Origin of the sequence: Anaerocolumna sp. AGMB13025 (assembly GCF_029689925.1) — a bacterium.
GTDB lineage: Bacteria > Bacillota > Clostridia > Lachnospirales > Lachnospiraceae > Anaerocolumna.
Genome location: NZ_CP121445.1, coordinates 3340580 through 3355030 on the forward strand (window position 1 = coordinate 3340580; position 14451 = coordinate 3355030).

10 protein-coding genes are annotated in these 14451 nt (G+C 40.6%); 9 read left to right on the top strand and 1 reads right to left on the bottom strand.

Going from position 1 to position 14451, the window contains the following annotated elements:
* The first annotated feature begins 81 nt into the window (after positions 1–81).
* From QA584_RS13600 to QA584_RS13640, 9 genes are all read left to right on the top strand, one after another.
* The gene (locus QA584_RS13600) at positions 82–1020 is read left to right on the top strand and encodes a carbohydrate ABC transporter permease (RefSeq protein WP_278275038.1); all 939 of its coding nucleotides are present in this window, start codon (positions 82–84) and stop codon (positions 1018–1020) included.
* A 24-nt stretch (positions 1021–1044) separates the two neighbouring features.
* Entirely contained in the window at positions 1045–1911 is an 867-nt protein-coding gene (locus tag QA584_RS13605; protein ID WP_278275039.1) for a carbohydrate ABC transporter permease, read from the top strand.
* A gap of 10 nt (positions 1912–1921) precedes the next feature.
* Positions 1922–3400: a hypothetical protein gene (locus QA584_RS13610; protein ID WP_278275040.1), complete on the top strand. Its 1479-nt coding sequence runs from the start codon at positions 1922–1924 to the stop codon at positions 3398–3400.
* Complete coding sequence (locus QA584_RS13615; RefSeq protein ID WP_278275041.1) at positions 3397–4059, top strand: YIP1 family protein; 663 nt, start codon at positions 3397–3399, stop codon at positions 4057–4059. The genes QA584_RS13610 and QA584_RS13615 overlap by 4 nt, the downstream gene beginning before the upstream one ends.
* Positions 4060–4073: 14 nt before the next feature.
* Positions 4074–6596: a DUF5696 domain-containing protein gene (locus tag QA584_RS13620; RefSeq protein WP_278275042.1), complete on the top strand. Its 2523-nt coding sequence runs from the start codon at positions 4074–4076 to the stop codon at positions 6594–6596.
* A gap of 5 nt (positions 6597–6601) precedes the next feature.
* A complete protein-coding gene (locus QA584_RS13625; RefSeq protein ID WP_278275043.1) occupies positions 6602–7510 on the top strand; it encodes a carbohydrate ABC transporter permease in 909 nt (302 codons plus the stop codon).
* On the top strand, positions 7503–8507 hold the full coding sequence (locus tag QA584_RS13630) for a carbohydrate ABC transporter permease (RefSeq protein ID WP_278275044.1): 1005 nt from the start codon (positions 7503–7505) through the stop codon (positions 8505–8507). Before QA584_RS13625 ends, QA584_RS13630 begins: the two co-directional genes overlap by 8 nt.
* Before the next feature lie 190 nt (positions 8508–8697).
* Positions 8698–10119, top strand: a complete 1422-nt coding sequence (locus tag QA584_RS13635) for an ABC transporter substrate-binding protein (protein WP_278275045.1) — start codon at positions 8698–8700, stop codon at positions 10117–10119.
* A 436-nt stretch (positions 10120–10555) separates the two neighbouring features.
* On the top strand, positions 10556–11395 hold the full coding sequence (locus tag QA584_RS13640) for a pirin family protein (RefSeq protein WP_278275046.1): 840 nt from the start codon (positions 10556–10558) through the stop codon (positions 11393–11395).
* 113 nt (positions 11396–11508) lie between these two features.
* On the opposite strand, the gene QA584_RS28855 is transcribed toward QA584_RS13640, so the two are convergent.
* Positions 11509–14238, bottom strand: coding sequence for an NTTRR-F1 domain (locus tag QA584_RS28855; protein WP_331487930.1), 2730 nt, complete (start codon positions 14236–14238; stop codon positions 11509–11511).
* Positions 14239–14451 lie beyond the last annotated feature (213 nt).

Here is a 14451-nt window from a genome sequence, read left to right on the forward strand (position 1 = left end):
TTCTAAAATTTTTGGAATGAAAGGATGCCACTTTTATTTGTGGCAGTATCGCTAATCTTGCGGTATGCAATGGGTATAAGAATGAGAACCTTTATAAAGAAGTATATCAGGAAGAAAAGAAAAGATATGGTTATCACATGGAAACAGGCTAAAAAAGCTAAGACATATTATTTGTTCTTAGCACCTTACGCCATACTATTTGTGTTGTTTTATGTTGTACCCGTTGTCACTTCTCTGATTTTAAGCTTTACATATTACAACATATTGGAACCACCAAGATTTATCGGACTCCAGAATTATATAAACCTGCTGCTGGCTGATGATGTATTCTTAACCGCTGTCAAAAACACCTTTCTTTTAGCAGCAATTACCGGTCCCGTGGGCTATATGGCAGCTTTTTTGTTTGCCTGGTTCATTAACGAGCTGCCAAGATATTTAAGGGCCTTCGCCATTGTAATTTTTTATGCCCCTACCATATCCGGACAGGTATTTTTAATCTGGGCTATTATGTTTTCCGGTGATGCCTATGGCTATATTAATGCCTTTTTAATGAAGTTTGGATTTATTGGTGCACCGATACTTTGGCTGACCAATCCTAAGTATATGCTGATGGTTGTAATAATCGTAAGTCTCTGGATGAGTCTTGGAACCGGCTTCCTGGCATTTGTAGCCGGTTTACAAGGAGTTGATAAAGCTCAGTATGAAGCGGGTTATATTGACGGAGTGAAAAACCGCTGGCAGGAACTATGGTATATTACACTTCCCAGTATGAAACCCATGCTTATGTTTGGTGCGGTTATGACAATTACCCAATCCTTTGGTATTGCGGATGTACCGGTAGCCCTTACCGGTTTTCCAAGTACCGATTATGCAACCCAGACTGTAGTTACCCACCTTATCGATTATGGTTCCATCCGGTTTGAAATGGGGTATGCATCCGCCATTGCAACCTTATTATTTATGGTAATGATTCTTTGTAATAAAATAATTCAGGCTATGCTCAGGAGAGTAGGAACTTAAATCAGATAAATGGAGAAGAGAGCTATGAAATCTAAAAAACATATAAAACGAAGAAAACCCAATCGCTCCAGAGGCGGGGATTTCGGCATTTATTTAATGCTGATCTTCTTCGGGCTGTTTATGGCCTTCCCTTTGGTTTATGCCATTAACAGTGCCTTTAAACCTCTTAATGAAATTTTTGTATATCCACCCAGGCTGTTTGTACAAAATCCTACCTTTGATAATTTTCAGGATCTCTTTGTTATTATGAGTAAATCCTGGGTGCCATTTTCCAGATATCTGTTTAATACGGTATTTATTACCATATTAGGTACGGCGGGACATATTATTATAGCCGCCATGGGAGCTTATGTACTTGCCAAATACCGGTTCCCGGGGAGTAAGACTTTCTTTGGAATCGTTGTAACCGCACTCATGTTTAACGGATATGTTACTGCAATCCCTAACTATCTGGTGATGTCTAAAATTGGCCTGGTGGATACACCCTGGGCGGTAATTATACCGGCCTTTGCATCACCTATGGGGTTGTTTTTGATGAAGCAGTATATGGAAGGCATTCCGGATGCTTTACTTGAAGCTGCTAAAATTGACGGGGCAAAAGAATGGAGTATATTCTCAACCATCGTAATGCCTATGGTACGCCCTGCCTGGCTGACACTTATGATTCTTTCTATACAGGCCTTGTGGAATGTGAGAGCCTCTAATTTTATATATTCCGAGGATTTAAAAACCCTTCCATATGCCTTGCAGCAGATTGTAAGCGGCGGTATCGCAAGGGCAGGTGTTGGGGCAGCGGTAACCTTGGTCATGATGATTGTGCCCATAACCACTTTTATTGTTGTGGAAAGCAATGTAATTGAAACAATGGCAAGTTCTGGTATTAAGGATTAAGGAGGAGACTATGAAGAGAAATAGTGCTGCAGCAGTTCTATTCTGCTTTATGGTACTACTGTTGTTCCCACCAATAACAGTATCAGCGGAAACTACAAAATATACCTATACCTATGATTGGTGGGGGCTTGAAAGGGAATCTCCGGATGCTTATGAGACGAAGGAGATGATTACAGGCGCAGCTCTTGGGATTAGCGATTTTTCCGATCCTCAGGGATTATTTGTTAGAAATAATTTCATTTATGTCTGTGACACGGGAAATAACCGGATCGTCATGATAGAAAAAAAAGAGGGTATTTATCAGGTAGTGGATATCCTGACTGAATTTACCAGTGAATCCTCAGTTAACACATTCTCCGGTCCTCAGGATATCTTTGTAACGGAAAAAGGTGATTTTTATATCTGTGATACAGGAAATCAACGGGTAGTACATTTAACCCCGGATTATAAACTGGTAAAAGAGCTGATACGTCCAGTAGACGAAACGGTGGATCAGACCTCTAGTTTCCAGCCGGTTAAAGTAGTGGTTGACCGATCCGGCAGAGCGATTGTACTTGTAAAGAATTACAATAAAGGTTTTGTAGAATACAAAAATAACGGTGAATTTTCCGGTTTTATTGGTGCCAATGAAGTAAAGTTCAATATTATTGATTATTTCTGGAAACTGCTTGCTACGAAAAAACAAAGAGAACAGATGGAGCAGTTCGTGCCTACGGAATATAATAACCTGTCGCTGGATCCGGATGAATTTATCTATTGTACCACTTCTGCATTTAAAGAAAATGAATTAAGGGAGGATAAAGCGAAGCCAATCCGAAAACTGAATTCCATGGGTACGGATATTTTAGTTAAAAACGGTGAATTTCCTCCAATCGGTGACCTTAGCTGGGGTAATGCCGCAGGTGTATCCGGCGCCTCCAAATTTATCGATGTGACAGCACTTGATAATGATACTTATTTTGCTATTGACCGAACGAGAGGACGTATATTTGGCTATGATTATCAGGGTAACCTTTTATATGCCTTTGGAAGTCTGGGTAACAAAAAGGGCTGCTTTCTTTATCCAACCGCCCTTGAACACCAGGAAAGTGATTTGCTCATATTGGATTCTGCCAGTGTAAGTATTACCGTTATGGGTCTTACCCAATACGGTCAATTAATCAGTGATGCCTTAAGTGAGTACAAATTAGGTAATTATGATAAATCCGCTGACTATTGGGAAGAGGTATTAACCCAGAACGGTAATTATGACCTTGCTTATATAGGTATCGGTCGCTCTTTGTTAAGACAGGGAGAATATAAGAAAGCAATGGAGTATTTTAAATTAAAGTATGATGAAGAAAATTATTCAAAAGCGTTTCAATATTATCGGAAGGAATGGATTGAACGTAATATCAGATGGATTGTGGGGGGATTCTTCATAATCATTATACTTCCTTCTTTCATCGGGTTTATTAAAAAAGTGAAAAGAGAGGTGGAGGAAGAATGAATATAGCCGGAACCTTAAAAAGAATTGACTATTCACATATAGGAAAAACCTTGCGTTATTCCCTTTATGTATCGACTCATCCTTTAGATGGCTTTTGGGATCTGACGCATGAAAAACGAGGTTCTATAGCCGCTGCGAATATTATTATAATACTGGCGTTGTTTACGAATGTAATGCGTTTACAGTATACCAGCTTTTTATTTATGAAGGTTATTTGGGAGTATGTTAATATTGCGCGTATTATACTTGGGTTTTTAATTCCCATTGTTTTATCCTGTGTGGCAAATTGGGCTTTAACCACTTTGTTTGATGGAAAAGGTACGATGAAACAAATCCATATGGGCATAGGATATGCCTTAACCCCCTATGTTCTGATTCAGTTTCCCATGATATTTATCAGTAATCTTATGACCATGGAAGAAGGGGCTTTTTATTATTATATCAATACTTTTTCTGAAATCTGGTGCGGTATATTAATTATCAGCGCTGTAATGATGATACATGATTACTCCCTGGGAAAAGCACTAATTACAATAGCAGTTACCGTACTGGGTATGATTTTGATGATATTTATCTTTTTATTGTTCTTCAGTTTGGTAACCGATGCAGCGGCGTACTTTATTTCTTTATATAAAGAAATACTATTCCGATTTTACTGATTAGGGGGCTGAATATGAAACGCTTAACAATAATAGGCTTAGCTTTATTTTCGGCTTTCACCCTTTTGGCCTGCTCCGCAACAGCACCAGAAGACAAAGCCATGGATACCCATTCCTATGCAGAAGAAAATAAGTCATACACTCTGGAGGATGATAAATTAAAACTTACTCTGGATGGGAACAATACATACTTTCAGTTGCTTAATAAAGTGAACAATTCTGTATGGGACTCAAATCCTTTCGATGGTGCTAAGGATACCACTGCAAATGCACAAAATATAAAATACCTGCAATCTACTTTTATTATAGAGTATACCAACGAAACAGGCATTACTACAATTTTGGATAATTTCTCTTATAGTATCCAAAAGAAATTCTATACAATTGAACATGGAGACGATTACATACGCGTTAACTATACCGTCGGTGATGTCCAAAAAGCATATCTGTTACCGGAAGCAGCACCGGAATCCCGAATGAAGGAATTCACAGATAAGATGGATAGTTCCTCCCAGAAAAAAATTAATACTTATTACCGAAAAATTGACATTAATAACCTTCGGGCAACGGATGATCCTGGAAAATTGCTAGCTGCCTATCCAGACCTTGAGAAGGAAAACGTCTTTGTATTAAGAGAAGGAACACAGGAATATCTAAAAAAGAATATTGAAAAACTCTTTGAAAAAGCCGGCTATACCAGAGAAGATTACGAAGTGGATGCGGCAAGATATTCTGGTACTAATACTACAGAAAAACCATATTTTAATATTTCTGTTGAATATCGTTTAGAAGATGGTGATTTAGTGGTAAGCCTCCCTTTTGAAAGTATGGAGTGGAAAAAGAATTATCCTTTGACGAAGGTTAAGGTTTTGCCATATCTTGGTGCTGGAAGCACGGAGGATGAGGGATTTATTCTGGTTCCGGAGGGGAACGGCGGTATTATAAATTTTAACAATGGTAAGAAAACACAAAACAGTTATTTTACTGAAATCTATGGAATTGACAGTGCCGTCCCTAGAGATTCCCTGATATCGGAGAACAGAACTTCCCTGCCGGTATTTGGTATCGCTAGGAATGGAAGTTCTATGCTGTGTATGCTGGAGGATTATCAGACTCTTGCTTCGATTGAGGCAGATGTCAGCGGAAGAAACCATAATTATAATTACGCAGATGTTTCTTATACAACTATACACTATGCTTCCTTAAATGTATCCGCCAAAACAGATAAGTCTGTAATCGTATATGAAGCCCAAAAACCAGAGGGTGATATCCGTCAAAGATACCGATTCCTTACTACAGATAGTTATTCCGATATGGCTGCTGCTTACAGAGATTATCTTATTAAGAAGCATCCTGAACTGACCAAAAAAGAAGAGATAGGGATACCTGTCAATATTACGTTAATCGGAGCAGTTGACCAGATAAAACAACGCCTGGGTTATCCGGTATCAGTTCCTGTAGCGCTTACTGATTATAAAGAAGCCACTCAGATATTACAGCAATTAAAAACCTCCGGTATGAAGAACCTTTCCCTACGGTACAATGGATGGATGAACGGAGGAATCAAGCAGACTATACCTGAACCAGTAAAAGCTCTCAAGGTATTGGGGAGCAAAGGGGATTTTCAGTCCTTTTTAAAGGCTGCCACGGAATTAAACGTTCCGGTATATCTGGAGGGAATGGCCAGCTATGCCTATGATAACGGTTTATTTGACAACTTTAGTCCTAATAGACAGGGTGCCAAATTCGCAAGCCGTGAGGTGGCTAAATTATACGATTTTTCTCCTGTCTATTTTGGCCTTGAAGACGAGAAAGATCCTTATTATTTATTAAAACCCCAGTTAACTGCCAGATACATGCGGACGATAGGGGATTATGCAGCAAATTATAAGATAAATGTAGCATTTTCCGATATAGGGTTCCGGCTGAATGCCGATTATAACCCAAAGAATCTGACTACCCGGGAAAAATCCATGAAGCTCCAAATCGATGCTTTAGCAAATATAGCAGCAAAAGGCACAAAGATTATGGTAAACGGTGGAAACGCTTATACTTTACCATATGCCAGCTTTATAAGTGATATGGATTTAACAGGTGAACAATATCAGATTATTGATTATATGGTTCCTTTTTATGCAATAGCCCTTCATGGTCTTATCGATTATACAGGTTCCTCACTTAATCTGTCCGGTGATTATCAACAGTTACTTTTAAAAAGTGCTGAATATGGTGCAGGGTTATCTTTTACTTTTATGAAGGAGGCCGCTACCAAGTTACAGAATTCAAATTATACCTATCTTTTTGGGGCAGATTATGACAGGTGGAAAGAAAATGCCATGTCCATATACCAACGGTACGAAAAGGAACTGGGATTCTGTTTTAATCAGTATATAACCAAACACCAACCTCTTGCAGAGGGCGTGTATATTACTACATATGAAGATGGAACCCGTGTATATGTCAATTACAATAATACCGAGTATACAGATGGTACAATTAAGGTACCTGCCCGAGATTACTTGGTTGAAAGGAGGTAAACTGTATGGTTAAGAAAAAACACAAAGATTTACAAACCCGAAAAGCCTTTTCCGGATATCTGTTCATATTGCCATTTATCATTGGCTTTATTGCTTTTATGGTTATACCTCTTTTTGAATCTCTCCAGATGGTCTTTAGCAATGTTGTGGTGGGCATCGGTAACGGTGGTTTTTTACTGGAATACACAGGACTTAGTAATTTGAAAAAGGCCTTTTTAGTAGACCCTGAATTTACAAGGCTGCTAACAACGGAACTGACTAAAATGGCAGTTCAGGTGCCAACTACCTTAATCGTTAGCTTTTTTATGGCTTTATTATTAAATCAATCCTTTAAAGGAAGAGGCTTGGTCCGTGCCATATTTTTTCTTCCCGTTATTCTTTCTTCCGGTGTGCTGGTAGGTTTGGAATATAACAACAGCCTGTTATCCGGAATGCAGGAATATATAAGCAATAATACGCAGACTGCTAATATCACTACCGTTCTGGAAGAAATCTTATCTAACAGCGGATTTGGAAAACGGTTCTTAACTGTGGTATTTGACATTGTTAATAATGTCTATGATGTAGTAATAGCCTCCGGTATCCAGATTATTATATTCCTGTCCGGTTTACAGACTATATCAAAAAGTATGTACGAAGCGGCTACCATTGAAGGCTGTACTGCCTGGGAGAGTTTCTGGAAGATTACCTTACCTATGGTAAGTTCGGTTATTCTTGTTAATGTAATTTATACCATCGTCGATTTCTTTATGAAAACGGACAGTGAGGTAATGACCAAAATAAGTGAAAACATGATACAGAAAATGGATTATGGTTTCAGTTCCGCCATGGCTTGGATTTACTTTGCGGCAGTTGTCCTGATAATAGTGGTATTTAGCGCAATAAGCTCAAGGTGGGTGTACTATTATGAATAGGATGAATATGAAAGATAAATGGAAGGAAATAATTATCAGAAACAGAAAATCAGGCGGCTATCTTCTGAAAAAAATTATATCCCGTAAGATATACCAGATTCTTAGAGCCGTACTTTTATTCGGTTTGTGCTTTTTAATATTACAACCGTTATTTAATAAGATATCACTAAGTTTTATGCAGGAGAAAGATTTATATGATCCTACGATTATCGTATTACCCAGAAATTTCACCCTGGGCAATTATAAACTGGTTAACAGCCTGATCAGTTTTTGGAAGGCCTTGTTTAATTCCATTGGAATATCAACCTTATCCAGTATATTACAGGTCATCTCATGTACCATTGTGGGCTACGGATTTGCCAGATTTAAATTCCCATTTAAAAACGTTTGGTTTGCCTGTGTCTTATTAGTAATTATAATACCGCCGCAGACTATTATGTCATCCCTTTATCTGAATTTTCGTTTTTTTGATGTATTCGGATTGTTCAAATTAGTGACAGGAAGTACTATTAATCTGCAGAATTCCATAATTCCTTATATGTTACTATGCCTGACTTGTATGGGGTTAAAAAGCGGATTATATATTTTCTTAATCAGACAATATTTCAGGGGTGTTCCAAAGGAGTTAGAAGAGGCGGCATATGTGGATGGCTGTGGTAATTTTTCAACCTTCCTTCGTATCATGCTACCGGATGCAAGACCAATTCTGACTTCCTGTTTCCTTTTTGCTTTTGTGTGGCAGTGGACGGATTCCTTCTATTCTAAAATGTTTCTTGGTAAAACCGCACTATTAGCTAATAAACTACCAGCAATTACAAGTTTGCTGGCAGAGTATTTAACCGTTATAAACGGTGTAGGCAGTAAACCCTCCATCGCTTACGGACAGATGATGATTTCAACCGGTATGATAATGGCTATTATTCCCTTATTGATCATTTATATTGTAGCTCAACGAGGCTTCGTTGAAAGCCTAAGCCAGACTGGTTTAAAGATGTAATTGACTGGAACTGTGAAAAAGAAACAGCTTTGCAGTTAAAGTAACAAAAAGTGAGAAAGATAACAGCAGTTGATTTTTTAGCAAAAAAAGTAATGAGAATCAACCAATAAAAGTAATGAGAATCAACCCAATATGAGTTAGGAAAGTGAAAATCACTTTACTATATAATGTATTTAAGGAGGATTATAGTATGATGAAAAAGAAAGTTAAATGGGCAGCAGTAATGTTAGTTATTACTTTATGCATGTCAATGTTCACCGCATGTAAGCAAAAGGGGACAAGTGAAACCGGCAGCAGCAATGCTAATACTGTTACAGAGAAGGTTGACACTGAAACCTCTGCCGAGGAGGTTACCAAAGAAGAACCGGCTATGGATTTAGGTGGAATGGAAATAACGATTGGAGACTGGTGGTCATCCGCTGAGCCGTCTGCACCTACCACTGCACAGGAAGAAGCAACCCAGGCTTATCGGGAAGAAATTCAGAAAAAGTACAATTTTAAGATGAAACAAGTGGCAGTAGCCGAGTGGGGAACCATGCAGGAGACCTTCACTACCTCTACCATGGCAGAAGACCCTGCTGCCCAGGTGTTTATCCTGGCAAGAGGCTGGGTGGCCCAACCCTTGGCAAATGGATTAATTTATGATTTGGCTTCTCTTGATAACTTTGACTTTACAGAGAGCAAATGGAATACTTCCGTATTAGACGCCTTAACCTATGGCAATAGTGTATATGGGATGGCAGCCGGTAAACCGGAACCAAAGCTGGGTGTATTTTGGAATAAGAGATTATTTGAAGAGGCCGGACTGAATCCAGAGCTTCCTTATGATTTACAGGCAAGTGGTGAATGGACCTGGAGTAAGTTCGAGGAATTATGTAAAGCTCTTACCATTGACAGTAATAATGATGGTAAAATGGATAGTTACGCCATGGCCAACTTTTCATCCGACTTTTTTAGAGGAGCAGTTACCAGTAATGATGCACGTTATATTGACAAGGACAGCAGCGGCAAGTTTATTAACGGAACGAAGGATCCGAAATTCCTCGAAGGTTTACAATGGGCAGTTAGTTTAATACAAAAGAATTATGAGATGCCTACACCTGCCGATTCTAACTGGGACTGGTTTATTTCCGCTTTTCATGATGCCAAGGTAGCCATGCAGTTTGGGGAAGTATACCGAACCGGTACCTGGGCAGATATGGAAGATGACTGGGGATTTGTGCTATGCCCGAAAGGTCCTAAGGCCCAGGGGTATGAAGTTTATTTTGGAGATAACATTGCTGTTATACCTTCCTGCTATGATAAAGAAACCGCAGAAAAAATTGCTTTTGCTTATAATCTTTGGACCAATCCAACACCTGGCTACGAAGATGATAAGGATTCCTGGAAAGACGGATATTATACCAAATTCCGTGATGAAAGAGCCGTTGATGAAACACTTACAATGATGTTTGATTCAGCAATTGTGAATACAGATTACTCTGATTTCGTTTTTGGACTGGATCTGGGTACAATTATTTGGGATACCTATGCATTAGGCAGTACCCCCGCAGAGAAGATAGAACAAGTTTCAGACTCCTGGCAGGCATTAATTGATGACGCTAATAAGTAAGGATGCTAATAACGATACTAGTAGATAACGATACTAACAGATAATGATACTACAGATAATGATGCTAATAGATAAATAGTATTGCGTGTTGAGATAATTATCTGACGCAGCAAAAATCACCGCAATATGGCTAAATTAATTCTGAGAATTTACATATAACTGTATTTATATTGCTCCCATCCTTATTTCTTTTTACAAGGACGGGAGCAATTAGATTTAAGAGGAACGTGTCACTGATGTTAGGTGCGTCAGCACTAAGGTCTGGTGATAACATATCTGTTAACTGACACTTTGTACTAAGAAGTTTACTTATCCTTAAAAAGTACTGTTGCATGTTTATAATTATGGAGTTATCATATACTAGTAATTACATTGATAAGTAATACATTGATAAGTAATACATTGAAAAGCAATACATTGACGAGGAGACTGGCATATGGAAAGAAAAATAAAACAAAAAGTCCGCGGTTTTAAAACACAGGATGGAGCCGGGGTAAATTTAGTCAGAGTTTTAGGCATTGGGACGGTACAGGAATACGATCCAATTTTAATGCTTGATTCTTTTGATAGTATAAATCCTGATGATTACACTGCTGGATTTCCAATGCATCCGCACAGAGGTATAGAGACAGTCAGTTATGTATTCCGGGGATCTATGACCCATAAGGACAGTCTGGGAAACCAGGAAACCATTACTGATGGAGAGGTTCAATGGATGACCGCGGGTTCTGGAATTTTACACGAAGAAAAACTCCCCCCCTCCGACAGATTACTTGGTGTACAGCTTTGGCTTAATCTTCCCGCTAAAGATAAGATGACTTCTCCGGCATATCATAGTATCAAGAAATCAGATATTGAGGAAATCAGTCTTGAAAACGTCAAGCTAAGACTGCTGGCCGGAGAGTATGAGGGCAGAAAAGGATATCAGAGCAAGTATCTGCCTTTGGATTATTATGATTTGCACCTTGACCAGAATGCATCAATTATCTTAAATACAGAGAATGAACGCTCTGTTATGGCTTTTACCCTCTTAGGAGAGGCATATATCGGTGGAGAGCTGATAGAGGAAAAGACAGCGGTTAAACTTACCACAGGAGACTCTGTAGAGATAAAAGCTACGGATAAAAACGCCCAAGTTTTATTTATAAGTTCTACAAGGCTTAATGAACCGATTGCCTGGGGCGGACCTATTGTTATGAACACGAAAGAAGAATTAGACAAGGCATTTGATGATTTAGATAATGGAACCTTCATACAGAATAAGATTTCTTATTGACTATAATGAGAAAAAGAATTCTACCAGAACCTATTGTACCAGTGTTTTGCTAATAATGACAAAGCTTTTTGAGGTTGTATATGAAAGGAGCCCTATTTTGAGGGGCTCCTTTATTACATAAGACTGTTTAAAATAGTTTTAGTACCGGTTAAGGAAGATCCACTGTTAACGAAATAATAATTAGAGGCAGCGTCTAACGTTAATGGACCGGTCCAAGTAATAGTACCGAACTGGCTATTGAAAATCCCAGTGGGCGGTACATCAGACGATGCCTGTGGAATATTCATGTTGCCGCTAATAAGAGAGTTCATAATATTGGAATATGCGGCAGCGTTCACTGTTCCATCTGACCGGCTGTCAAACATTCTCTGTATCCGCAGACCATTGTGGTTAATTACATTGCTGCGACTGTGATAGTGATACATGTTGAGGATGCCCATATGGGGATCGACAGGGTCCTGCTGTATATTACCTACTACCCTTGCATTTAACAACTGAAATTCAATGGTGGTAAATGGATCAACCGGATCGGTATTTAGGAAATTGACATTACCGCTGATTATAGCACCATCGGTATAGTTAGTATGGGTACTTCCAGACATTCCGTTATTCAAAGTACCGATTACCGTTACAGGTCTTGCAACAAATGCCGGACCTTGAACGAGGTATACATCTTCAGCCGCTCCATTGGTCTGGATAGTGACATTGCGTGGTACGGATGAAGCAAAATTGGCAAGGGAGGCATCCCCCAGTTCCCAGGGACCAAGTCCCATCAGTTGTACATGTCTGGCCGGTGGGATGACAATATCCTCATTAAAGGAGGAGTTAGCAGCAATTAGTATAATTAAGCGTGCCCGCATGCCATAAGTTACTGCTTGTGGACTGTTGGTTGCTGCTGTTATAGCAGCTTGCAACGAATTGTAAGGATCAGAAGGTGTTCCCTCACCAGGACCTGGTGCGTTAGAATCTGCCCAAAATATATATTCTCCCCATTCAAAAACACCAGGACCAGTAGGTCCGGTATCTCCAATTGATCCAGTAGGTCCAGTCGGTCCAGTATCTCCAATTGAGCCAGCAGGTCCCGTCGGTCCGGTATCTCCAATTGAGCCGGTCGGTCCCGTCGGTCCAGTGTCGCCATTTAAGCCAATAGGTCCTGTCGGTCCGGTATCTCCAATTGAACCAGTAGGTCCGGTAGGTCCGGTATCACCAATTAAGCCAATAGGTCCCGTCGGTCCGGTATCTCCAATTGAGCCAGTAGGTCCGGTCGGTCCAGTATCTCCAATTAAGCCAGCAGGTCCCGTCGGTCCGGTATTTCCAATTGAGCCGGTCGGTCCAGTGTCGCCATTTAAGCCAATAGGTCCAGTAGGTCCGGTATCTCCAATTGAGCCAGTAGGTCCGGTAGGTCCAGTATCTCCAATTAAGCCAATAGGTCCCGTCGGTCCGGTATCTCCAATTGAGCCAGTAGGTCCGGTCGGTCCAGTATCTCCAATTAAGCCAGCAGGTCCCGTCGGTCCGGTATTTCCAATTGAGCCGGTCGGTCCGGTAGGTCCAATGTCGCCATTTAAGCCAATAGGTCCTGTCGGTCCGGTATCTCCAATTGAGCCAGTAGGTCCGGTAGGTCCAGTGTCGCCAATTGAACCAGTAGGTCCGGTCGGTCCGGTATCTCCAATTAAGCCAATAGGTCCAGTAGGCCCGGTATCTCCAATTGAGCCAGTAGGTCCGGTCGGTCCAGTGTCGCCAATTGAACCAGTAGGTCCGGTAGGTCCGGTATCTCCAATTGAGCCAGCAGGTCCCGTCGGTCCGGTATCTCCAATTAAGCCCGTCGGTCCGGTCGGTCCAGTGTCGCCATTTAAGCCAATAGGTCCGGTAGGTCCGGTATCTCCAATTGAACCAGTCGGTCCCGTAGGTCCAGTGTCGCCATTTAAGCCAGTAGGTCCGGTAGGTCCGGTATCTCCAATTGAACCAGTCGGTCCGGTAGGTCCGGTATCTCCAATTGAACCAGTCGGTCCCGTCGGTCCGGTATCTCCAATTGAGCCAGCAGGTCCCGTCGGTCCGGTATCTCCAATTGAGCCAGTAGGTCCGGTAGGTCCAGTATCTCCAATTGAGCCAGTCGGTCCCGTCGGTCCAGTATCTCCAATTGAGCCAGTCGGTCCGGTAGGTCCAGTGTCGCCATTTAAGCCAATAGGTCCCGTAGGTCCAGTGTCGCCATTTAAGCCAATAGGTCCCGTAGGTCCGGTATCTCCAATTGAGCCAGCAGGTCCTGTCGGTCCGGTGTTCCCAATTGGACCAGTAGGTCCCGTAGGTCCCGTAGGTCCAGTAGGTCCCGTAGGTCCAGTAGGTCCCGTAGGTCCAGTAGGTCCGATTTGACCTCCTTCTGCTACTAACAGAGCGGCATCATCAACAATCACATTGGAGGTACCTATCTGAGGAATTGTACCAATAAATATAATGGCCTGTACCGTACCAGGAGGAGCGGGTTCTGTTGTTGCATATATTTCTGTCCAATCTTTTCCACTGATGTCCGGTAGTGAATTTACCGGAATAATCATAGTGAGTCCTTGCCCAAGGTATGAAAAGCTTCCGTTAAAAAATGCAATACTTATAGATATACCCGGACTAGGATTGGAATTTACTTTTGAAAGTGAAACCAGGAACTCATATTGCTGCCCAGGAACTACAGGTATTAATTGTGTAATGTTTGAATTCGATGGTCCGCCTGTCAGTTCTGCGGCGAAAATACCACTATGGGTAAACTGTGAGGTAATAGTTGCTGCGTAAGCGATCCAAGGAGGAAATGTTGCTGTCTCAAAACTACCGTTCACAATTAAATTGGCAATGGACATTATAACCATCCTTTCACAAAGGACTATTCCCTCAGTATAATTTGGATAATTCGAATAATCCTCTGAATTAATATGGATACATCGACGTGATTTACTTTATTTCGACATTCTCCATATTAGTAATATATTCAGTTTTAAATATAAGGTTCTTTAAAACGTTTATAAACTGTTACGCCTATACTAATACTTAGTGGAATCTTGTCATCCGAATTG